General features: G+C 53.6%; 21 protein-coding genes. 13 read left to right on the top strand and 8 right to left on the bottom strand.

What is annotated here, in order from left to right; all coding sequences use genetic code 11:
* Positions 1-168: 168 nt before the first annotated feature.
* Positions 169-663 (top strand): adenylyltransferase/cytidyltransferase family protein, encoded by a 495-nt coding sequence (locus AC2IAX_RS01590; protein ID WP_494390250.1) that lies wholly within the window; start codon positions 169-171, stop codon positions 661-663.
* Between the two features lie 3 nt (positions 664-666).
* Positions 667-1947: an exodeoxyribonuclease VII large subunit gene (gene xseA, locus AC2IAX_RS01595; RefSeq protein WP_494389029.1), complete on the top strand. Its 1281-nt coding sequence runs from the start codon at positions 667-669 to the stop codon at positions 1945-1947.
* 186 nt (positions 1948-2133) lie between these two features.
* On the opposite strand, the gene secA is transcribed toward xseA, so the two are convergent.
* Positions 2134-4938: a preprotein translocase subunit SecA gene (gene secA, locus AC2IAX_RS01600; RefSeq protein ID WP_494389030.1), complete on the bottom strand. Its 2805-nt coding sequence runs from the start codon at positions 4936-4938 to the stop codon at positions 2134-2136.
* A gap of 282 nt (positions 4939-5220) precedes the next feature.
* On the opposite strand from secA, the gene rlmD reads away from it, so the two are divergent.
* From rlmD to AC2IAX_RS01640, 8 genes are all read left to right on the top strand, one after another.
* A complete protein-coding gene (gene rlmD, locus AC2IAX_RS01605; protein ID WP_494390251.1) occupies positions 5221-6591 on the top strand; it encodes a 23S rRNA (uracil(1939)-C(5))-methyltransferase RlmD in 1371 nt (456 codons plus the stop codon).
* Between the two features lie 35 nt (positions 6592-6626).
* Entirely contained in the window at positions 6627-8003 is a 1377-nt protein-coding gene (locus AC2IAX_RS01610) for an AAA family ATPase (protein WP_494389031.1), read from the top strand.
* A 29-nt stretch (positions 8004-8032) separates the two neighbouring features.
* Positions 8033-8689 (top strand): SAP domain-containing protein, encoded by a 657-nt coding sequence (locus AC2IAX_RS01615; protein ID WP_494389032.1) that lies wholly within the window; start codon positions 8033-8035, stop codon positions 8687-8689.
* 162 nt (positions 8690-8851) lie between these two features.
* The gene (locus tag AC2IAX_RS01620; RefSeq protein ID WP_494389033.1) at positions 8852-9448 is read left to right on the top strand and encodes a hypothetical protein; all 597 of its coding nucleotides are present in this window, start codon (positions 8852-8854) and stop codon (positions 9446-9448) included.
* Between the two features lie 62 nt (positions 9449-9510).
* Positions 9511-9807 (top strand): hypothetical protein, encoded by a 297-nt coding sequence (locus AC2IAX_RS01625; RefSeq protein ID WP_494389034.1) that lies wholly within the window; start codon positions 9511-9513, stop codon positions 9805-9807.
* A gap of 35 nt (positions 9808-9842) precedes the next feature.
* Complete coding sequence (locus AC2IAX_RS01630; RefSeq protein WP_494389035.1) at positions 9843-10628, top strand: ATP-binding protein; 786 nt, start codon at positions 9843-9845, stop codon at positions 10626-10628.
* Complete coding sequence (locus AC2IAX_RS01635) at positions 10616-12664, top strand: tetratricopeptide repeat protein (protein ID WP_494389036.1); 2049 nt, start codon at positions 10616-10618, stop codon at positions 12662-12664. Before AC2IAX_RS01630 ends, AC2IAX_RS01635 begins: the two co-directional genes overlap by 13 nt.
* Positions 12665-12792: 128 nt before the next feature.
* The gene (locus AC2IAX_RS01640) at positions 12793-13218 is read left to right on the top strand and encodes a tetratricopeptide repeat protein (protein WP_494389037.1); all 426 of its coding nucleotides are present in this window, start codon (positions 12793-12795) and stop codon (positions 13216-13218) included.
* A 3-nt stretch (positions 13219-13221) separates the two neighbouring features.
* Here AC2IAX_RS01640 and AC2IAX_RS01645 read toward each other — a convergent pair whose 3' ends face one another.
* Positions 13222-14730, bottom strand: a complete 1509-nt coding sequence (locus AC2IAX_RS01645) for a TM0106 family RecB-like putative nuclease (protein WP_494389038.1) — start codon at positions 14728-14730, stop codon at positions 13222-13224.
* 63 nt (positions 14731-14793) lie between these two features.
* Between AC2IAX_RS01645 and purQ the strand changes: the two genes are divergently transcribed.
* Together purQ and AC2IAX_RS01655 are read left to right on the top strand one after the other, a co-directional pair.
* Positions 14794-15465, top strand: a complete 672-nt coding sequence (purQ, locus tag AC2IAX_RS01650) for a phosphoribosylformylglycinamidine synthase subunit PurQ (protein ID WP_494389039.1) — start codon at positions 14794-14796, stop codon at positions 15463-15465.
* Between the two features lie 119 nt (positions 15466-15584).
* Positions 15585-16022 carry a DUF192 domain-containing protein gene (locus tag AC2IAX_RS01655; RefSeq protein WP_494390252.1) on the top strand — a complete coding sequence of 146 codons (438 nt, stop codon included), beginning with the start codon at positions 15585-15587 and terminating at the stop codon, positions 16020-16022.
* 164 nt (positions 16023-16186) lie between these two features.
* On the opposite strand, the gene AC2IAX_RS01660 is transcribed toward AC2IAX_RS01655, so the two are convergent.
* Positions 16187-16792, bottom strand: a complete 606-nt coding sequence (locus AC2IAX_RS01660; protein WP_494389040.1) for a hypothetical protein — start codon at positions 16790-16792, stop codon at positions 16187-16189.
* A gap of 3 nt (positions 16793-16795) precedes the next feature.
* Positions 16796-17662, bottom strand: coding sequence for a DUF4747 family protein (locus tag AC2IAX_RS01665; RefSeq protein ID WP_494389041.1), 867 nt, complete (start codon positions 17660-17662; stop codon positions 16796-16798).
* Positions 17663-18095: 433 nt separating this feature from the next.
* Here AC2IAX_RS01665 and AC2IAX_RS01670 point away from each other — a divergent pair, with 433 nt between their 5' ends.
* Complete coding sequence (locus AC2IAX_RS01670; RefSeq protein ID WP_494389042.1) at positions 18096-18686, top strand: Uma2 family endonuclease; 591 nt, start codon at positions 18096-18098, stop codon at positions 18684-18686.
* Positions 18687-18739: 53 nt separating this feature from the next.
* Here AC2IAX_RS01670 and AC2IAX_RS01675 read toward each other — a convergent pair whose 3' ends face one another.
* From AC2IAX_RS01675 to cobO, 4 genes are all read right to left on the bottom strand, one after another.
* Positions 18740-19471, bottom strand: coding sequence for a hypothetical protein (locus tag AC2IAX_RS01675; protein ID WP_494389043.1), 732 nt, complete (start codon positions 19469-19471; stop codon positions 18740-18742).
* Positions 19472-19561: 90 nt separating this feature from the next.
* Positions 19562-21268 (bottom strand): ABC transporter permease, encoded by a 1707-nt coding sequence (locus AC2IAX_RS01680; protein ID WP_494389044.1) that lies wholly within the window; start codon positions 21266-21268, stop codon positions 19562-19564.
* A complete protein-coding gene (locus AC2IAX_RS01685; RefSeq protein ID WP_494390253.1) occupies positions 21265-22245 on the bottom strand; it encodes an ABC transporter ATP-binding protein in 981 nt (326 codons plus the stop codon). Before AC2IAX_RS01685 ends, AC2IAX_RS01680 begins: the two co-directional genes overlap by 4 nt.
* A 353-nt stretch (positions 22246-22598) precedes the next feature.
* Entirely contained in the window at positions 22599-23246 is a 648-nt protein-coding gene (gene cobO / locus AC2IAX_RS01690) for a cob(I)yrinic acid a,c-diamide adenosyltransferase (RefSeq protein WP_494389045.1), read from the bottom strand.
* Between the last annotated feature and the right edge of the window lie 16 nt (positions 23247-23262).

The following is a 23262-nucleotide window of genomic DNA, read 5'->3' on the forward strand; positions in this document are numbered from 1 at the left end:
AAAGCGACTGACTTCCAACCACTGATTTGCAAACAATCTCCTAACGATCAAATCCTGAAATTAAGCCCCGAAATTCTCCCCATGACCACCCCCTTAGCCGTTGAAAATGCTGCTCAGTCGATCGCCCTGGTAGCTCCGAGCCTGATGGAAGAATCCGAGTTGCCCTCAATGGTGAGCGATTTGGCAGGACTGCAACGGGCGATCGCCCAGAATCCCGATCGCTGGCGACCGTTGGTGTTCACCAATGGCTGTTTTGATTTGCTCCATGCGGGCCATGTGCGCTACCTGAACGCGGCGCACGCGCTGGGGCGATCGTTGGTGGTGGGATTGAACAGCGATCAATCGGTGGCGGGCTTGAAACCAGCGCGGCCCGGTTTCCCTCCTCGCCCGATCGTGCCCCAAGCCCAGCGAGCGGAGGTGTTGTTGGCGCTGCGGGCGGTGGCGGCGGTGGTGATTTTTGAGCAACCCACGGCCACGGCGCTGATCGAAGCGTTGCAACCCGACATCTATGTCAAAGGGGGCGATTATCGGGTGGAAACCTTGCCGGAAGCGCCGGCCGTCTTTGCCGGAGGTGGCCGCATTGAGCTGGTGAAAATTGAAGTGCCCAGCAGCACCAGCGGTTTGGTGGAGCGGATTTTGGCGGCCCGTCCCCAGGAGCCATAGGCCATGGCGGAAGATTGGGCTGCGGAGTTGCCCCCCAGCAGTGCCACGGAACCTTGGTCAGTGGCCACCCTCAACCAGTGGTTGAAGGATTGCGTGGAGGCGGAACCGGCGTTTCATCGGGTTTGGGTGATTGGGGAGGTGTCCAGTGCCAAGCCGTTTCCCAGCGGCATCTATTTCACCTTGACCGATCGGGAGGCAACGGCCGCGATCGGCTGTGTGGTGTGGCGAGGTCAGGTCGATCGACTGGCGAGCTTGCCCGAACCGGGTCAGCAGGTGATCGCCTTGGGAGAATTGCAGCTTTGGCCCAAACGGGGCGAGCTGAAACTAGTGACCTGGCAACTGCTGCCGGCCGGGGCAGGTTTGCAGGCCCTGCGAATGCAACAACTGCACGATCGCCTGGCTGCCGAAGGGTTGTTTGATCCCGATCTCCGTCGGCCCCTGCCCGCTTTTCCCCAAACCGTGGCGGTGATCACGTCTCCCCGGGCGGCGGCCTGGGGAGACATCCAACGCACCTTGCTTCAGCGCCATCCCGGTTTGCAGGTGTTGTTTGTGCCCGCTTTGGTGCAGGGCGATCGGGCCCCGATCAGTCTGATCCGGGCGATCGCGCAAGTGGTGGTGGATGGTCGAGCCGATCTGCTGATTTTGGCCCGGGGCGGCGGGGCCACGGAGGATTTGTCCTGCTTCAACGATGAGCAACTGGTGCGCACCCTGGCAGATTGTCCGATTCCAGTGATCACCGGCATTGGTCACCAACGGGATCAGTCCCTTTGCGATCGGGTGGCGGACTGGTGTGCCCACACGCCCACAGCCGCAGCGGAGCGGGCCGTGCCGAGCCTGGTGGAGTTGCGCAACCGCTGGGCGGAACAGGCCTTGGGCCTGAAGTTAGCCATGGATCGCTACTTGCAAGATCGACTCGATCGGGTGGATCTGCTCCAGCAACGGTTGGGACGGCTGCGCCCCGATCGCCAATGGCAGCGGGAAACGGAGCGGTTGACGGATCTTCGGCGGCGGTTGGGCATGGCCATGCAACACCGGCTCGATCGGGAACAGCAACGGCAACGGGCCCTGAACCAGACCCTCCGATCGCTGGATCCACACCAAGTGTTGCAACGGGGCTATAGCTTGGTGCGCGATGATCAAGGGGCGATCGTCCGGCGGGCGGCCCAAACCCAACCGGGCGATCGGCTCCGAATTCAGTTGGCCGATGGTTGGTTGGAGGTGAAGGTGGTTCCGCCCCCACCCGAGATCGCGCAGCTCTCGATCGACCTTGATCAGTCGCCTTGAGAGGATATCTGCACAGCCAAAACGGCAACCTTGTGAATCTCGATTGATCAACACAGACAAGCGATCAACACAGACAAGCGATCAACACAGACAAGGGGCTTAAGCCCCTTGCCTAAACAACGACTGGTGTTTTGCAAGCGCCCCAAGCGACTCCTCAGATATCCTCTGGGGCTGTCGAAATCTGCCCTAAACCGTTTCCGGTTCGCGCTCCTGGACTTGCGGTTGGAATTGGAACAGGGAATAAACCACGTTCCGGCGCATGTTGGTCATCATGTCCAAGAAGAGTTCATAGCCTTCGCTCTTGTATTCCACCAGCGGATCCTTCTGGCCATAGCCGCGCAGACCCACTGTTTCTCGCAATGCATCCATCTGTTGCAGGTGCTCGCGCCAGAGGGTGTCAATTTGCTGAAGGATGAAATAGCGTTCCGCGTCCCGCATCAAGCCGGGGCGCAGGCTGTCGATTTGCCCTTCCTTGATGTCGTAGGCAATCCGCACCTGTTCCGCCAAGAAGGTCTTGATTTCCGTGGGGTTGAAATCCTCAATCTGTTGGGGAGTCAGGTCTTGGATGGTGCTGACAAATTCTTTTACCTTGTCCACCATCTTCTCCAGATTCCATTCCTCCGCTGGCAAATCGGGGTTCACATAGGCATCCACAATGTCGAACATTGTCCGCTCGGCATATTCAATCACCCGCTCTTTCAGGTCTTCCCCTTCGAGGACGCGGCGACGCTCGGCATAGATGGCGCGACGTTGGTTATTCATCACCTCGTCGTATTCAAAAACCTGCTTCCGGATGTCGTAGTAATAGGTTTCGACCTTCCGTTGGGCCCCTTCGAGCGATCGGGTCAGCATTCCCGACTCGATCGGCATGTCCTCTTCCACACGGAACATTTGCATCAGGCCAGCCACCCGATCGCCCCCAAAGATCCGCAGCAGGTTATCTTCCAAGCTCAGGAAAAACCGAGTGGAACCGGGGTCACCCTGGCGACCGGCCCGCCCGCGCAACTGGTTATCAATCCGGCGCGATTCGTGGCGCTCCGTTCCGATCACATGCAGGCCACCCAGTTGGATCACCTCTTCATGTTCGCTGTCGGTGAAAGCCTCATATTCCCGGCGAATTTGGTTGTAGGCTTCCCGCAGGCCTTGCACCACCTCATTATCGGTGGGGGCCTTTTCCGAGGCGATCGCCAATAGTTCCTCGGCTTCTAGCTCCGGGAGCGATCGCTCGCCATAGGTCTTGACCGCAAAGGTCACCGCATCCTTCAGCATCTTTTCCGCCTCGGTCGTAATCGGGGTGGGGAAAATTTCCGGAGCCGCTTGCCAGGTCTTCCGCTTTTTGCCCGAGTTGCCAAAGCCCTGGGCCTTTTGCCGGCCACTCAGGCCCGCCACCTGCATCACTTCAAACTCATCCTCTTCTTCTAGGCGCACCAACTTGGGCATCAGGTATTCCCGCACCTTCAGCCGGGCCATGTAGTCCGCGTTCCCGCCCAAGATGATGTCCGTGCCGCGACCGGCCATGTTCGTGGCGATCGTCACGGCTCCGCGCCGCCCCGCCTGGGCCACGATTTCCGACTCCCGCTCCACGTTTTCCGGCTTGGCGTTCAGCAGGTTGTGGGGAATATTGCGCTCCGCCAGCAGTTCCGACAGCAATTCCGACTTTTCAACGCTCGTGGTTCCCACCAACACGGGACGACCCATTTCGTGCATTTCCAAGCACTCTTCGGCCACGGCCTTCCACTTGGCCACCTCGGTTTTGTAAACCACATCCGAGTAGTTCTTCCGCGAGTTGGTGCGGTTGGTGGGAATGATCGTCACTTCCAGGTTGTAGATCTTCTCAAACTCGGCCTCTTCGGTTTTGGCTGTGCCGGTCATGCCCGCCAGTTTGGGATAGAGCAGGAAGAAGTTTTGGTAGGTGATGGAGGCGAGGGTTTGGGTTTCGTTTTGGATTTCCACCCGCTCCTTGGCTTCGATCGCCTGGTGCAAGCCGTCGCTCCAGCGGCGACCCGGCATCACCCGCCCGGTGAATTCATCCACAATCACCACTTCCCCGGCCCGCACGATGTAGTTCACATCCCGCAGGTAGAGTTCCTTGGCCTTCAGGGCGTTGAAGATGTAGTGGGCCCAGGGATCTTCCGAATCAAACAGATCCGTAACCCCCAACATTTGCTCGGCGGCGATGAACCCCTCATCGCTCATGATCACGTTGCGGGCTTTTTCGTCCACTTCGTAGTGGTCATCGCGCACCAGTTGCCGCACCAGCTCATCGGCGGTCAGATATTTTTCGGTGGGGCGATCGACCTGGCCAGAAATGATCAACGGGGTGCGGGCCTCATCAACCAGCACCGAATCCACTTCGTCAATCACGCAATAGTTAAAGGGCCGCTGCACCACTTCGTTGATGGTGGTGGCCATGTTGTCGCGCAGATAATCAAACCCTAGCTCACTGTTGGTGGCGTAGGTGATGTCGCAGGCATAGTTCCGGCGGCGCTCTTCGGGACTCATACCCTGCTGAATCAGCCCCACGGACAGGCCCAGGAACCGATGCACCTGGCCCATCCACTCCGCATCCCGGCGGGCCAAGTAATCGTTTACCGTCACCACATGCACCCCGCGGCCGGTGAGGGCATTCAGATAGGACGGCAGGGTGGCCACCAGGGTTTTCCCTTCCCCGGTTTTCATTTCTGCAATTTGCCCGTTGTGCAGCACAATGCCGCCCAGGAGTTGCACATCAAAGTGGCGCATTCCCAACACCCGCTTGCCCGCTTCGCGAACCACGGCGAAGGCTTCGGGCAGGATGTCGTCTAGCAGTTCCTTGCGTTCGCTGTCGTTGCGGGCTTGGGCCAGTTTTTGGCGAAATTCGGCGGTTTTGCCCCTGAGTTCGTCGTCCGACAGCTTCGCGATGTCCTCTTCAAGGAGGTTGACTTCCACCACGTCGGGTTGGAACCGCTTGAGTTTGCGGGCGTTGGGGTCTCCCAGCAGAGCTTTCAACATGGCAGGCGATCGGGTGGCGTACTAGGCGAGATAATGGGGGCCAATGCAGTTGGCCGGTGGCGATCGCCCGATCGAGCGTCATGACGCGATCGAGCTGTGGCGCGCCTCCATCGTATCACCGCACCTTTGCGCCGGGCCGGTTCGGTTTCCCGTCGCCAAGGTACAAGAGCACGATCGACCGGAGGCCCAGGGCCCACAACGCCACTCAACCGCATTGGCCCGCCGTTGCACGCTATTGAGATTGAGGCCGATCGAGCCATGACCACCACCCTTGACAATCAGATGAGCCAACCGGAATGGAAACAGGGGGCGGCGATCGAGCTGGAAATTACCGACCTGGCCGACTCGGGGGATGGCGTGGGCCGTTGGGCCGATCGGGTGGTGTTTGTGCCGGAAACCGTCCCGGGCGACTACCTATCGGTGCGGCTCTTGCAGGTAAAGCCCACCTTTGCCCGAGCCAAAATTTTGTCGATTCTGGATCCTTCGCCCGATCGGGTGCGTCCCGGCTGCATCGTGGCGGACAAGTGCGGCGGTTGCCAATGGCAGCATGTGGCCTATGGATCCCAACTGCTGGCCAAACAGCGACAGGTGGAACAGGCCCTCACCCGGCTTGGCGGCTTTGAAGAACCGCCCGTTTTGCCCATTTTGGCCGCCGCGGCCCCCTTGGCCTACCGCAACAAAGCCACCTATCCCGTGGCTCCCGGCCCCGATGATCAAATCCGTGCGGGCTATTACCAAAAGGGCAGCCACAAAATCGTGAACCTGAACCAATGTCCCGTGCAGGACGATCGACTCGATCCCCTGCTGCGACAGGTGAAACAGGACTTGACCGCCAGCGGTTGGGAACCCTACGACGAAACCACCCACACGGGCACGGTGCGTCACCTGGCCTTACGGATTGGGCGGCGCACGGGCGAAATGCTCCTCACCCTGGTGGTGCGCGACTGGGAAGCGCTGCCCGGTCTGGTCACCCAGGCGGAACTGTGGCGCGAGCAATTTCCGCAGTTGGTGGGGGTCTGTGTGAACCAGCAACCCCAGCGCAACAACGTGATTTTTGGGCCCGAAACCCGCTGCGTTCTGGGGCGGCCGGCCCTGGAGGAACACCTGAATGGATTGGTGTTTGAAATTCGCCCGGAAACCTTCTTTCAGGTGAACACCGACCAAACCGAAGAGCTGCTGAAAACCATGCACCAACAACTGGCCCTGACCGGCCGGGAAATTTTGGTGGATGCCTATTGCGGCGTGGGAACCCTGACCCTGCCCTTGGCCCAGCGGGCCGGCCGGGCGATCGGGATGGAAGCCCAAGCGGAAGCCGTCACCCAAGCCCGCCACAACGCCGAACGCAACCAGCTCACCAATGTTGAATTTCAGGTGGGGAAAGTGGCGGATCTGCTGCCCCAATTGGGACTGCAACCGGACGTGGTGTTGCTGGATCCGCCTCGAAAAGGTTGTGAGCCGGGCGTGATTGAAGCCTTGCGGGCGATCGCCCCGGCACGGATTGTTTACATGAGCTGCAAACCGGCCACCCTGGCCCGAGATTTGAAGCTGCTCTGTGAACAGGGACAATATCAGCTCGATCGGGTGCAGCCAGCGGACTTTTTCCCCCAAACGCCCCATGTGGAATGTGTCGCCTTTTTGAGTGAGCGCCGTTAAGATGATATGGGCGATCGAACTTCCTTGACTGTCCTATGGCAAATGAACCAGTCCTAGCTCAAGCACTCCGCACTGTGCCCGCTCCCGCTCCTGAGGCAATTGTCATCCAGAACTTTGTTGACGCTCTGATGGATGTCTTGGGGTTCGACAAGCAAAAACGAATTCCCCAATTCGCCACGGGCCAGGGTGCAGATCACGTTGACTTTGCCGCACGCTATGACGACTCAGAAGGGCGATCGTTTATTCAATCTCCCGTGGATCCCTACTTCCTGGTGGAAGCGAAGGGAACCGATAGCAATTTAAGCTATGGCACGCCGCAATATCGATCGACCTTCAATCAATTGCGGCGCTATCTGCTAGCACCCAAATGCAAAAACGCCCAATGGGGATTGATCATCAATTCAGTCCACATGCAACTTTTTCGGAAGCACCATAAGGTGATTTTTCCAGCAACTCCCTGCTTGGAAATCAAACCCGAAACGATCGATCAAGTGGTTCATGACCAGATTGCTCCCCTGTTGCGCCAACCTTCCCGCGCCTTGGTGATTGCGGTTTACAACAACAAAGGCGGCGTAGGCAAAACCACCACCACCATTAACCTAGCCAGCCTTCTCAACTTCATTGGCTATTCAACCTTGGTGATTGATTTTGACCCGAACCAACGGGACTTAACCGAAACCCTGGAGGTGACCAGTCAATCGCCAACCCTGTTTGATTGCTTAGACGACGATCGACTTGATATTCATGAGGCGATCGCGACCTATCGCAAGCTCGATAAGAAAGCCAACAAAGAGTACGGCATTGACATCCTACCCGCCCCAAAAGTTGAAGATCTCAAAACCGATGACCCGAATAGCAAGGGCATTGACATCAACGATTTGATTCGTAAAATTGGCTATCACAAGCTCAAGAAAGCTATCGACTCCCTGCGTTCTGAGTATGACTATATCTTTATTGATTCACCACCCAACTGGCAATATTTCAGCCAAGAGGCGGTTTATGCGTCCGATGTGATCTTGATGCCAGTCAAGCCCAACAATGTCTACTCGATCGACAACGCCGCCGAAGCCATTCGCGAATTCTTTCCAGCCATTCAGGCCAAGCGACAAGATGGCGGCCCGATCGCCCTTCCGATTTTCTTCAATGGCGAAAAACTCTCCAATTCTCAGCACCAGCGCGTGCGAGTTTACCTAGAAGAGTTAATTGCACGCCATAAGAAAGACTATAAATTTGACCTTACACCTTACTTTTTTCCACGATTGACCAATGCTCGAAAAGACTATCGGGTTTTTGAGCTGGAAAATCATGCCGAAATTTCTGGAGCCAGCTTCTCGCGCTTGCCAGCAGTCTACGCCCACAAAACCGCTCGTGACTATTACCTGAATCTTGCCAAGGAGTACTTCATCCAATGAGCAATGTTGGGAATCTGATGCATCTTTGGATGCACAAAGTTCGGTCTGGGTTGCCCACAGCCGCGCCTAGCTTTTTGGTGCAAGGAGCAGCAGACATTCTGACGCGATCGGGCGGATCAAACTGGTTGCCCGTGGTGGTTCGAGAAATTCAAGACCCTGAATATGACTATGAAGTGATCGGCAACTCTTTTGTTTATTCAGCAGCCGCAGAAGCCGGACTCGATCGCATTTGGTGCGTGGTGGCGGAAGATAGCGAACTCGCGATCGAGGTGGCGCGGGTTTTGTCGCAAGAAATTGCACCCCGCATTAACCTTAGCTTTGCATCCTATGACCAAATTATTGAAGCGCTAGAATATGTGGTGAGCCAGCCAGACACACCACTCAAAACCTTGAAAGTACAGCTCGCAGCTCCCCGGATCAGCGAAGCCCCCCGAGAAACTTGGTCAGATTTGGAGCCAATCACAAAGCTAAAGTGTGGCATCACCAAGGGGCCAAAGCTGGACTATTTAGAGCGCGTTTTTTACATTACGCCGCCGCCATTGACCCCCATTCCAGAATTATCGGTATTGAAGTCTTTGAAGGTCAAAGAACTCAAGGATCTGGTGCGGTTGCATGGTCTGGCGAGCAAACCAAACCCCAAGAAAAACGACTTGGTTGCTTTGTTGGATCAGGCACGCTCAAGCTAACAGCGTTCGTCGAGCGGGTTGCCCCAGTGATCATTCAGCTCCAAATAATTCCCGATATGGTGGTTGAGTTCTCAATCATCGATCGGGAAATTTATTGTATTAAACCAAAATTCTAAAAGCACTTTCCTGATTCTAAAATTCCATCCAATTTCAATCCTAATCATGTCATTCACACAGTACAAAACCGTCGCGGATGTTTTGGCAGAGTTCCCGATGACTTATCAGGAAGCATCTTTCCTTGAACATCATGCCTTGGCGATCGATCCCAGCTTTATAGATCGCTTGCAATTGGTTTTGACCGAAGGCATAGTTTTCAATTCGGAATATGCGATTTGCGAAAATATTATCTCGCCCATTTTGACGGAAGTATGGCGATCGTATGTGGGCGAGTTGCTGATTTGGAGTCATCAACCGCTGCGCTACAGCGATGATCTTTCGGGTACGCCGGATTATGTGGTGGCGCGGCGATCGCCCCGAGGAAAGGTGGTGTTTGAGCAGCCCTATTTGATTGTGGTTGAGGCCAAGCGGGATGATTTTGAGGCGGGTTGGGGTCAATGTTTGGCGGAGCTGTGGGCGGCGCAACGGTTGAACCAGGAGGGCGATCGCCCGTTGTTTGGCATTGTCTCCAACGGGAAGTTATGGGAATTTGGGCGGCTGTGGGGGGAAACCTTCACAAAACACCCAATAAGCTACACGCTCGATCGATTGCCTGAACTGATGGGGGCGATCGACTGGATCTTCGCCACCAGTGCGCGCTAGCGGAATCGACCTGGTTGGGTGATAAGTTACACTCAGTCCAGAAATAGCGGAGGCGATCGGGCATGGAGTTCGTCTATTTGGCGGTTGTGGTTGGCTTGGTGGCGATCGTGATTGTGGTTTTGCTGCGCGATCGGATTACAGCTCTGTGGTTTGACAGCAGCGGCAAGATGGGTGTGAAGGCCCAGCCGCCGGAGCCAGCAACCGAAGACGAAAAGCCGGTTGGGGTGGTTTTTAAGGGGAATAAGCTCCGGGGTGAGGGAGAATACAGCATTCGGCGGGATGGGGTGGATTTTTCCGAGAATGATGCGGATGGGAAGCAGAAGGTGGAGATTGATCGCGAATCGGACAAGGCCAATTAGCTCAAAACGGTCGATCGGGATTTTCTGTAAGCGAGATGGCAAAGATTCATAAGCTGGCAAACCGCACCAAAGAACGCCAAACGTTTTTGGAGATGGTGAGGGCAGAACATGACTGCCGAATTTTGTTGATTGAAGGCGCGTCGGGCATGGGCAAAAGCACGTTGCTCAGGAGTTTTCGGCAAGAGTGCCAGAATTTTGAATCCGTGAGTTATGTGGCTTTTGACTGCAAGGGGCTGGAGAGCTTGCCAGCATTTTTGTATCAGTTTTTAGAAGACTTAGGGAAAGAAAATTTTCCTCGCTTCACGAAGCAAGTGCACCAAATGGATGTTGGTGGGGTTGAATTTGCGGACAATGATATTTCAGGGCAAAATCAAATTTCAATTGCTTTAAATCCTGGGGTTGATGCAAGGGGACAAGAGTATCGACAAGAGCAGTTAATGGAAGCTTTTGTGGAAGACTTGTTGGCAATACGTCAGCGAGTTGTGATCATTCTTGATACGTTTCAGGAAGCTAATGAACCACTGCAGCAATGGATCGGTGGGCGTTGGTTAAAAACCGTTTCTCGGAAGCTGACGAATGTGGTGATGGTTGTGGCGGGGCATCATGTGCCTGACTGCAATAATCCAGTTTGGGGCGATAATTGCGAGCATTTTCCACTCAAGGGCATTGAAGATCCAAAAGAGTGGTGTAACTATGCCAAGAGCGTTGGTCTTGAAACATTACCGGAAGATGCAATTAAGTGTCTGGCACTTCACCTCGGAGGAATTCCAGAGTCAGTGATTAAAGCTCTGAATACGATGAATGCAAAATGGACAGCATAGCCGATTTCTTACAGAAGCTACAGCAAGCGGATTCTGTTGAGGAACGGAATTGGGTTTTGTTGGAGTCCCGGCTGGCTCAGTTGCCAGGGGATCTGGCGACGATGGTTTGGGCGGCGGCGATTCCGCATTTTTTTGATGCAGCGGTTTTGGCGGCTCTTTGTCCAGAGTTGGCTGACCAAGCTTCAGATCTTTATGGGCAATTGCAAACTTTGGAGTTTGTGGAAGAGTTTGTGGGGCATGGACACAATATCCATGAACTCAGCCGCAATATTCTTTTAGATCAATTATGGAAAACGGATCAAGAGAAATTTTTATTGTATTCGCGACGGGCGGGCGATTACTTTGCCGGATTGGATGAGGTTGATGCCAAGATTGAAATGACCTATCACCGAATTTTGGCAGATCCAAATCGCTGGGATTGTGCCTTGGATTCTGTGATTTTTGAATGGTTGAATTATCGCAATTTAGACAAAATTGAAATCGCGCTCACTCGTTGGCAAGAACACGAGCAGCAGCAACGATTGGGACGGGCAGGCCAACTGGTTTTGCAGCATTATCAAGGCTGCGTTGACTATAGAAAAGGCAACTATGCAGATGCATTGGTGAAATTGCAGCAGTCTGTGGAAGCTGAGGCGCAATTTTTGGCTGCTGACCATCCGCAACTGGCGATGCATTTACAGAATCTGACTACGGTTTATACCGGACAGGGCAACTACAGGGCTGCGGAAGCCCTGTGCCAGCAAGCACTGGAAATACGTGAGCAAGTGCTGGGAACCAATCATCCCGACACCGCCGCTAGCCTCAACATCTTGGCATACCTCTGCCAATCTCAGGGCCGGTACAAGGCAGCGGAACCCCTATACCGGCAAGCCCTGGAAATACGTGAGCAAGTTCTGGGAGTCAACCATCCCCTCACTGCCCAAAGCCTGAATAACTTAGCATTACTCTATCGATCTCAGGGCCGGTACAAGGCAGCGGAACTCCTCTGCCGGCGATCGCTGGAAATCTGGGAGCAAGCGCTGGGAGCTAACCACCCTGAAACCGCCATCAGCCTCAACAACTTGGCATTAATTTACGAATCCCAGGGGCGCTACGAGTCAGCGGAACCCCTCTTCCGGAGATCGCTGGAAATCTTTGAGCAGGTGCTGGGAGCCAACCATCCTCACACAGCCCAAAGCCTTAGCAGCTTGGCAGGACTCTACTATTGCCAGGGGCGCTACAAGTCAGCGGAACCCCTCTTACGGAGATCGCTGGAAATCTTTGAGCAGGCGCTAGGAGCCGACCATCCCGATACTGCCACCGGCCTCAACAACTTGGCAGAACTCTATCGATCCCAGGGACGGTACGAGGCAGCGGAACCCCTCTTCCGGCGAGCGCTAGAAATCCGTGAGCGATTGCTGGGAGCCGACCATCCCGACACCGCCGCCAGCCTCAACAACTTGGCAGAACTCTATCGATCCCAGGGACGGTACGAGGCAGCAGAACCCCTCTGCCAGCGAGCGCTAGAAATCCGTGAGCGATTGCTGGGAGCTGCCCATCCCGACACCGCCCAAAGCCTCAACAACTTGGCAGAACTCTATCAGTCCCAGGGACGGTACGAGGCAGCGGAACCCCTATACCGGCAAGCCCTGGAAATACGTGAGCGATTGCTGGGAGCCGACCATCCCGACACCGCTACCAGCCTCAACAACTTGGCAGGACTCTACAAATCCCAGAGAGGTTACGAGGCAGCAAAATCCCTCTACCGGCGAGTGCTGGAAATCTGTGAGCAAGTGCTGGGAATTGTAATTTTGCTGCGTGATCGGATTACAGCCCTGTGGTTTAACAGCAGTGGCAAGATGGGTGTGAAAGCTCAGCCGCCGGAGCCAGAAACCGAAGACGAAAAGCCGGTTTGGGTGGGGGTGGTTTTTCAGGGGAATAAGCTCCGGGGTGAGGGAGAGTACAGCATTCGTCGGGACGGAGTGGACTTTTCCGAGAATGATGCGGATGGGAAGCAGAAGGTGGAGATTGATCGCGAATCGGACAAGCCCAACTAGTTCAAAACGATTGATCAGTATTTTCTGTAAGCAAGATGGCAAAGATTCATAAGCTGGCAAACCGCACCAAAGAACGTCAAACGTTTCTGGAGATGATGAAGGCAGAACATGACTGCCGCATTTTTTAATTGAAGGCGAGTCGGGTATGGGCAAAAGCACTATCCCTATGCCAGAGATCGCTGGAAATCCGTGAGCAAGTTCTAGGAGCCGACCATCCCGACACCGCCACCAGCCTCAACAACTTGGCATACCTCTACAAATCCCAGGGACGATACGCAGAAGCAGCATCCCTCTACAGTCGCGCTATTGCCATCGATCGCCGCCGCTCCGTCCCTCGGGATTTGCAATTTGCTTTCCGTTTGCTCAACCTGGCGCAGATTTATGAAAAATTAGAGCAACCCGAGCAAGCTAAAAAACTGTTCCAAGAAATTGTTGTGATCTTGCGAGCCAAATTACCCAAAAATCATGCACAACTTCTATTAGTAGAAGCCAAGCTCCGACCCAAGAAATCAAACAAGTCCAAATCAAAACATCGTCAATCTAAAAAACGCTAGTCATCAACCAGCCGAAACCGCAATTTCCGCTCGATCAATTGGCATCGTTTGGGCAGATTGTTGATGAAATTGTTCGAGCCATTGTTTAACCCGATAGGTGGCCAAACAGTCGTCCTCGTTGTAAGTGACGATCGCCTCTAAATAGGAACGATCGCCCGTTTTGAGCCACTTATCGTACCAATAGACCGCTTGGGAGCCATTGGCCGTGCGATCGCGCCACTCAAACCCCAAATAGCCCGCGATTTGCTTCAGGGCATAGCCTTCCACCGGCAACACCACCGTTTGCGTCACCCAAGCATGGACATCCACAAACCGATCAAGCAGGGATTCCAGCCGCTGGGCACTTAACCCGTAGAGCTTGGCCAGGCGCTTGCTCGCGTCCCGCTCATACTCACAAAAATGGAAAATCGGCGCGTTCGGGTAGCGATCGACCAGCGCCAAAAATTCCCCCCAAATTCGCTGCTCATCCTCGGGAGTTTCTGCTAGGAATCGGTGAAAGGTCGGCTCCGGTTGCGATCGATCCACCACCAACACGCCTAACAAATAATCCAGCGATAGATCCGGCTCCGCTTCGATGTCGAAATAGAGTTCCACCGGGGCAACGGGTAGGCGATCGGGCGACCAAGCCTCACGAACGGCCAGGGCGATCGGTTGCTGGGTCAAGGTGGCGCGGGTTTGCAGCAACACCGCCTCCGCCGCACCGTCAAACTCGGGAAATGCTTGGAGCCGATCGACCGGTGTGGCCGCTAACTGCTCGATCGTCTGGATCTTCAGCCGCTCCAACACCCGGTAGCGAGCGGGAGTCACACCGGGGATCAGCGACAGGTGCTTGGTTTGCCGCGCCCGATCGGTGCAGTCCCCCACCCAATGGCAGAGGGAACAGCGGTTGCGGGAAATGAATAGCTCCGGCTCTCGATCGTCCTCCATCAGTTGGTCGATCAAGTTCGCCAGCAAGTCTTGCACCTGCTTCAGCCGCGTCCGCAAGTCCACCCAATGGGGCGATCGACCGCGCAAAATCACCCCTGCCTTGGCCGGAGCCGCCCCCTGGATCATCGTCAACAAATCCGCATGGAGCGCCGCCACCAGTTGATATTCCAGCTTCGGCTTCTTGCCCAATCGAATATCCACCGGCTCATAGATCCAATCGCCAAAAGCTGACTGGCCCGGCCGTTTCACCAATAAATCGGGATGGCCCACCAGCTCCACACCGGGGATTTCCTCGACCCGCAACAGGCCACCCACAATCAACCCCGCCCCCGCTTCCATCAGCGCCAAGGTGGCCGCCGCGCCCGCCTCCCGATCGCCCCGGCGAAACTGCGGCCGCACGGGTTCGAGTTCCAGCTTTTCGGCAACTTGCTGGGCCGCATCGCGCTTGTGGCGATCGCTCTCGTCATGGAGTTTTTGGATAAAACCGGCCGTGGGGGCGCGCCGACTGGGATCGCCATAGAAATCCAAAAAGACGCGCCGGGGGCAGCGCTGAAAAAAGAGTAGATCGTCAGCGGTTAGGAGCATGAAACTAAAGTTAACCGATCGCACGATAGGATAGGAGCGCAAGTCGCGGGTTTGCTCCAGTCCATGAAAGTTGGCGTTATCGTTTTTCCGGGTTCCAATTGCGATCGGGATATGCAGTGGGTGTTTCAGGGGCTATTGGGCCTGCCCACGCGCATGGTTTGGCACCAAGACAGCGACCTGAGCGATCTTGATGCAATTGTGATTCCCGGCGGTTTCAGCTATGGCGACTATTTGCGCTGCGGGGCGATCGCCCGGTTCTCGCCGGCCATGCGATCGGTGATTGAAGCGGCGGAGCAGGGCAAGCCGGTTTTGGGCGTGTGCAACGGGTTCCAAATCCTGACGGAAGCGGGGTTGCTGCCGGGGGCGCTGATTCGCAACGAGAATTTGCATTTTGTGTGCGATCGGGTGGCTGTGAAGGTGGAACGCAGCGCCCGCCTCTGGGCCGATGGCTATGCGGCGGGGCAAGTGCTGAACCTACCGATCGCCCACGGGGAAGGTCGCTATTATGCCGATCCGGACACCCTGAAGGAGATTGAGGACAAGGGCCAAGTGCTGTTCCGCTATGAGGGCAGCAACCCGAATGGCTCTTTGAACCAAATCGCGGGCATCTGCAACGATCAGGGGAATGTGTTGGGGATGATGCCCCACCCGGAACGGGCGGCCGATGCGGCGTTGGGCAATACGGACGGGTTGGCGCTGTTCCAAGCGATGACGGCTGCATTAGTGAGTGTCTAGGACGCTCAAGGATTGGCTCTGAAGGTATGACGCTGCGATCGCCTAATCGGCCTGGTCTGTTTGGTGCGGTGGCTCACAAATTGGCGCGATCGCTCCTGGTGTTGGGGGCGATCGGGCTGATGGCCTGTGCGCCTTTGGAGGCGAGCCAACCAGAGCCGGGCGGGCAGCAGTTACCGATCGAGGCGCGCACCACGATCGGGACTCAGGAGATTTTGTTGGAGGTGGCTCGCACGCCGGAGCAACAGGCGATCGGGCTGATGTTTCGGCGATCGTTGGCTCCGGGACGGGGGATGTTGTTTCCCTTTGAGCAAGCTCGGTTAGCGCGGTTTTGGATGAAAAACACGCTGATTCCGTTGGATATGGTGTTTTTGCGGGAGGGGCGTGTGGTGGCGATCGAGGCGAATGTGCCGCCATGCCGCGAGGATCCCTGCCCGAGTTATGGCCCCAATCTATGGGTGGATGCGGTGTTGGAATTGCCAGCAGGGCGATCGGCTCAGTTGGGTCTCAAAGTGGGCGATCGACTCGCGATCACTCCCGGCCCACCCGTAAACCCCTAACCCCCCTGAAAATAAACCAACGAGTACCATGCTAATCCAGTCATGGAGTAAGAGTATTACGATATGAGCAGTCTTAATAACAAGTGTCATTTATTATTAAACAATAGTCAATGGTTATCACTTTTGCGAGTAAACGATTTCAGATTTTTCAAGAACCGACCGATTTAGTCATGAAAAAAACGAGATAAAGCAGATAAAATAGAAGAAATCATTGATTGTTGGTTGAGTTTACGCTCAGATATATCCAGTGATGTATTTTGATTTTGTTGTTGTTTTTGTTTCTGAAGAGCTAAAAATCTCCCTCTATACAGAGTGTATCGAATAGAATCTTTTGCTGTTTCTAAAGCTGCTAGCATTCCATAAAGAAATACAAATAAAAATATGAGCAACATAAAGAATGGCTGTTTTTCAACCTTCCAATCAATCCAAGCTGCTGTGACAATGTATAAGACTATGCATATCATCAATGATGCAAATATTATTGTAAGACCAGCTTTGATATTTTTTACAATTCTCTCAAATGTATTATGCTCAATTAAAAATTCTAGAAAGTCATTATCTCCTGAAGAAAGAATGATCGCCATCGATGCAAAGTATACAGAAAAAATAATTGAAAGTACAGAAATAGCAACTCCATATATGTCTTTTGCGAATGCATTAGAGAATTGGTATTTGGCAAAAAATTGATAACAAAAAATCATGGCAATAAGGGATAAGAAAAAATCTCTATGCCTTGAAACAAGTTTTAGTAAGAATTGTAGGAGATTCATGATTTAGTGATTGAACCTAGAAAAAATAGCTCTAAAAGAGCTAGAGAGTTGGTCTAAAAGGTTTTCAACTTGCTTATCATCCTTCACCTTCATATCATCAACTTTCACAGAGACCGTCATAGGATTATTCTTAGTGCTAATTGTCTTTTCCCTCCCTTCTTGATCAACTCCTTTCACTACTGTCAGTCCATAACCATCAATAGACATCTGAATTTTACTTAGAAAGTGATTGAGTAAACTGCTCTGATTCAATCCATTGGAATTTGGAGCTGCTCTAAGATCTTCCGTATAGCTTTTAGCACCTAGTTCCTTCAGCTCTTGATCGATATCATCCCATTCAGGTCTTGAGCTGGGATTAGACGGATGGAGAGATATTCTAATACTCTCTACCCTAGATAAATCCATGAGCCGCTCTGAAAATTCATATTCACTATCCTGAATTGCTTGTATGTCAACGTCCATCAAAAAGTCATTAAAGCCTTTTCTGAATACTTCACAAGACTTGTCAATAAACTGAGTCTTGCTAATTTGCTTGCCTCTAATATGATATGAAATGATTCCAGATTCAACATGAATAAAGAACAATACCTGTCCTAAGAGTCTTCCACGTATTTCTCTAGTTTCAATTTGGTGCGTCTCTTCGTTCATTATTTCTTCCATTCTCGGTGCATAGCGAACTAGAGTGCCGTATATGAATTCTTCATTATTATTTATGAATTCCTTGACATTGGCAAAAGTCCACTTCGATTGACCCCCTTCAACAGTTTCATTAGATCCCAAGCCTCTCATTATAAGATTTTTCTTGTTTTCCATGTTGTACGCGCTAATTATATTGAGTCTTCCAAATGTCCAAGTCTGAGTTTGCATCATCGCTGGTTCACCTGTCTGGCTAGAAGTTGATTTTCGGCATCAATAAAATCAGGATAAGCTTCCTGATTTTGGATGCATACGATCAGTCAAGATGTTTTAGTATTTATTAAAATAACTTAAAATACTCTATACTTAAACCAACAATTATCCTCCCTCAAATAGCGATCAGGTGCATTGAACGATAGGTTACTGTGTGCATGAAACTCCAACACATTGAAATTCCTGTTGAGGTATTGCCTGTGAGGTGATAGTTTTCGGTGGCTGGTTGCTTACATCGCAAGACTTTCACTGGCTCATCATTACTGAATTACGGCACTACCCAAATCGCTAAATCCCAGAATTCGCGACCATATCTTAGAAACAGCCGAAACTTGTTACGTCGCAGAAAGATGATGACTACTAAGCTTATCATCTGATTTGCAGGAGATAAATCATGAGCGCTGTCAGAGATAATCACCACTTCCTTACGCCAGAAGAATATTTTCTCTGGGAAGAACAGCAACTTGAAAAACATGAGCTGATTAGCGGCCAAGCATGTCCCCTAATTCGGGGTGATAATACCCATAGCAGAATTGCTGTCAAGCTAACTGCCTTGCTTGACAATCACTTAGAGGATAAAAGCTACATCGTTGGTAACTCTGATCTTCGGGTTAACATCCTGGGAACCAACGATTACACCTACCCCGATGCCAGCGTCAGTTGCGACGATCGCGACAAAAGCACCAGCCAATACATCACCTATCCCTGCCTAGTTGTCGAAGTGCTGTCCGAAAGCACCGAAGCCTACGATCGCGGTCAAAAATTCCGCCGCTATCGCCAAAACCCCATGCTGATTGACTATCTATTAGTCAGTTCTACCAGCATCACCGTGGATTTGTACCACAAGAATGAAGCAGGCGATTGGCTGATTTTGAACTATCAAGCCGGTGACACGATCGCCCTCAAAAGTATTGATCTGTGCTTCCCGATCGAGCAAATCTATCGCGGCCTCAACCTAACCCCAGCCGCCGACTCTTCAGCATGAGTCAGAACGCTAACTGATTCAGCAAGATCAAGGCTATTTTCTGCGACCCACCCTCAACCACATTGCCAAAAGAACCAACCTTCAGGTTGATCCGCACCAAATCGCAGAAAAATATAGCCAATGCCACCATCACCAAAGTTCGGCCCCTCGCAAATCCAAGTATTTTCTGATTCATCCCAAAAAATATCGATTGGACTAGTGGGCTGCTCTAAAAATTGGTATGAATCGCTGAGTTGACCCACAAAAACCCAGCCTTCCCCTGGGGCTTCACTCGGGCTTTGCAACCATGCCGGAACGCTGCCTAACTTGGTCATAAAACCAACGCTGTCGGTGGCAGCATCGGGCAAGTCCCAATATTGATCATCATCAAAAAATGCTGGTTTTTGATTCTTGGTCACCGCATCTTTTTTGGGAATCCAGGTCGTAATTCGGGCTTCCAACTCTAGCGGCGGTGAGTCGGCTGGCATGGGCACGAAGCGATCGGACAATACTTCCGGATCCAGAATTAAACAGGCGTTGGCTCCTGATCCCCCTTCCCAGGTGGGGCATGTGCCCGGATCGTGATTGCATTGAAAAACGAGCAGCACACGACCCGATCGCCCCAAATCTAGTCGCTCTGGGTGGTGAATGAGTTGTGCCAAAAGGGACTGACTTTTTCCGCAATGACTACAGATTGGATATTGGTCTGGCGGCAGGCCCCAAGGGAGTCCCCCCAGCTTATCTTCTAACTGATTTTGAGGCGGTAGATCGGCACTGAGCTTGAGGTTCGGTACAAAATATTTCATGATTTGGCCTGAGTGAAAAAATGAATGGAACCCGCTTGAGTTGTTGATGAATCATGCGGGTTGAGTTCCTGTGGAGTTCCTATTGGATTCCTAGACTTGGGGGCGATCGCCCTGAATCAACGCCGCCGACTCCGATCGCCCCAGCCGATCGAGCTGGTTCAGGGCCACATAACTGATCCCCACGGCCGCCACACCGTTGATCGCAAAGGCCACTCCCGCCATGCTCAGGGAAAGCGGATCAGAAATGATGCCCATCAGCATCGGGGCCACAGGGGTCATGAGCCAAACCCAGTCCCAAGCATTGGTCCACCCGATCGCATCGCGCGATCGCATGATCAGACCCAGCACGAGCGAACCGATGATCGCCGCTCCCACCAATCCCGTGGCCCAGGCGACCGGTTGGCGCACCCGCCACAGCAGGGCCCACTGGGCCAGTGCTCCATAGAGCAGCACTAAACCCGTGGTGCAGCCGATCGCCACCAACACCAACAGGCCTTGGGTGGAGCTGTTGAAACCAAAGGCCAGGGCCCAAGGCGACCAAAGGGCGATCGTTAGCCCACCGTTCACCAGCAAGGCCAACAGGGGCGGGCTGTTTTCTCCCCACAGCCAGTCATCGATCGCCCGTTGGTTCGATCGCGCGTCTCGGGTTTTTTGGAGATGGCGATAGCGGGCCCAGTCCAACAGGGTTTGGCGCGGGGGCAGCAGCAACACCACCCAAGCGAACATTTGAATCAGCCAAAAGAAACCCACCACCGCCCAAGCTTTGAATTGGGTTGGATGCCAGGGCACAAAAAACCCCATGGCCAACAGGTTGAACCCGATCGTCAGCCAATAGCTTTGCACTTTGGTGATGCAGGTGTTGGCGGGGTTCTGAAACCGTCGGGTCACGGCTTGCCAAAAAGCCAGGGCCACCCCCGCAAACCCAGCGATCGCGATGGCGGCGCAAAGCTGCGGCTGGACGATCAAATCTTGACCAAACCACACCCAGGAAGGGGATACAGGGGTGTCCATCGTGCCTCGGATCATCACCCCTCGGGCGATCGTCAGGACGGGGGCAAACAGGAAGAGGCCCAAAATGCCAAAGGCCCAAGCGGATAGGGCTTGTCTGCTGTCGCTGACGCTGGCATAAAACAACCCCAACAGATAAAGCGCGCCTAGAAAAGCCACCGCTGTGCCATCCACCAGCAACAGGCCGCTAACACCAAGGCCCGCTTGCAGGCCAACTAGGGTATGTAGGGGCAAGGCCAGCAGCACTGCCCAATGAATCAGGGCCGGCGCACCCAAGAGTTTTCCCAACAAAACTCGATGGCTGGGTTCCGGGGTCATGCGGATGAAGTCAAGGGTTCCCTGTTTGGTTTCTTCAAGCCAGTTGGCGATCAGGGCCTGAGTGCCACCCAAAACCAACAGGCCCACCAAAATTGAAGACAGCCAAAAGAACAAGTCCAGCCACCATATGGGCCAATTCACCGCAAAGGTTGAGGATGACAGCAATTCACAAGCTCGCAGTTCTTCATCGGCCTCGCCAGTGCAATAAAACCGCAGGATGCCTTCGGTTTCGGTGGCAACGGTGGCGGTTTCAACGGCGATCCTTTGCCAGCACATCCAAAAGGTTGCTTGGGCAATCAGGGAGCTGAGGGTGGCTAAGGTCAAGTTGCGCGAGGTGCAGTTGCCTTTCAGTTCTCGCAGCAGTTGGGGATTCCAGTTTCCGAGCCGATCGAGCCAGCGATCGAGCTGAATTTTGAGCGATCGTTGGGTGGTTTGCAGGCGATTCAGCCAACGTGAGGGGTGGGGGTTCATGAAGCTTGTTGGTGTCCCAGTTTCAAGAAAATTTGCTCCAGGCTTTCTCGATCGCGCCGGAATTCCACAATCGGAATTTGGGCCCGCACCATTTCCCCGAGCAGGTTGGCGCAGTCGGTTTCATCACCCTGAAAATCCACAGTAATGCGGCCGGTGGTGGGATGACATTCCCAGGCGATCGCCCTTGGGTCGGCTTTCAGGATCGTTTGCAAATCATTGAGCCGATCGAGGGCTGTGATGACCAGGGTGTGGCGTGCAAATTGGGCGTAGAGGGCTTCCAGAGGTGCGCTGGCCACCAACCGCCCCAGTTCCATCACCCCGATCGCGGTGCAAAGTTCCGCCAAGTCGCTGAGCACATGGGACGAAATCAGCACGGTCATGCCAGCCCCTTGCAAAATCCGCATCAGGTTGCGAAATTCCAAACGGGCGATCGGGTCAAGGCCGGAAACGGGTTCATCCAACAGGAGCAAAATCGGCTCGTGAATAATGGTGCGAGCTAGGCTCAGCCGCTGTTTCATGCCGCGCGAAAGGGTGGCGATCGGGCTATCTCGTTTCGGCAGCAGTTGCACCAAATCCAGCACTTCATAAAGCCGCTGCCGCAGGTGCGATCGCCGCAGGCCATAGAGCCGCCCAAAATAGTCCAAATAATCCCAAACGGTCAGATCTTCATAGACCGGGAAATCGTCCGGTAAAAAGCCAATTCGCTGTTTCAGTTTTGCCCGCCGACCGCGCCGATGGGGATCTTCACCGCTGAGAGATTCACCCGTTAAATATTCACCATCAATCAAAATTTCCCCGAGAGTTGGCGCTTCCACGGCCGCCAACATCCGAATCAGAGTGGTTTTGCCTGCTCCGTTGGGGCCAATTAGCCCATAAACTTCCCCAGGGGAAATTTTCAAATCCACCTGATTGACGGCCAGCTTGCGATCGAACTGTTTACTTAAACCACGGGTTTCAATTGCCCAGTTCATGGCCAGGTTCTCGGTTGGGGTCTCTTGCCTGGGATGTTCGCTTGATTGATGCGATAGCAAAGGGGCATGGTGAAGGGTCAAGCATTCAGCGGCAACGTTCAGCAACGTTCAGCCTCTTCCGAATTTACCCAATTTCACTGCTATCGATCGCAGATTGGCTATTCAGTCTCTCAAGGCGGGCAACCGGATCGCCTGGAGCAGTTTCCCGATCGGCGGGGGCCAAAGGTACGGTTCACAAACGGCTGAGAATCTTTAGAGTTCGTTGTCTTTTTGATTAAGAAATATCAAGCAAGATTGCAATCAACCCAGATTCGTAACCTATGATGAATCCAGGGCGCAGGATTGCGCCCTGAGGCTTTTTAAAACTCAATACCCTGCTGGGCGGGAATTCCCTGGGCGATCGGGTGTTTGATGCGGTTCATTTCAGTCACCAAATCCGCCATTTCAATCAACCCCTGAGGAGCATAACGCCCCGTGCTTGCCACATGGCAATGGTGAGGCCGATTTTGAATTCCCCCCTGCACCAGCTCCAGATCCAGTTGCTGATGCTTGAGGGCAATGTGCAACTCATCGAGCACCACCAGGGAAATTTGCGGATCTTGGATATAAATTAGGGCTTGTTCCCAGGCAGCGGTGGCCATGGCCCGATCGCGATCGGGATCCTGGGTTTCCCAGGTGAATCCACCGCCCATGGTGTGCATTTGCACCGGAAATCCCAAGTTTTGCAACCGGGTGAGCAACAGGCGATCGCCATCGGGAAACGCCTCGTTATTTTTCACAAATTGCACCACCGCCACAGGCAAATCATGGGCTAAATGGCGATAGACCAAGTTCATGGCGCTGCTGGTTTTGCCTTTGCCCAATCCGGTGAATAGCAAATATAAACCCCGTTCGTTGCCAGCTCGATTGTTTCGGGCCTTGTCCTTGGCGGCCTTAATTTTTTGCAGGCGATCGGGATTGATAGCTAGCGTTGTCTCAGTTTCTAAACTGGGTTGATGATCACTCATGGTTGATTGAGATCGG

It is taken from the genome of Limnothrix sp. HT2024, from assembly GCF_059138625.1.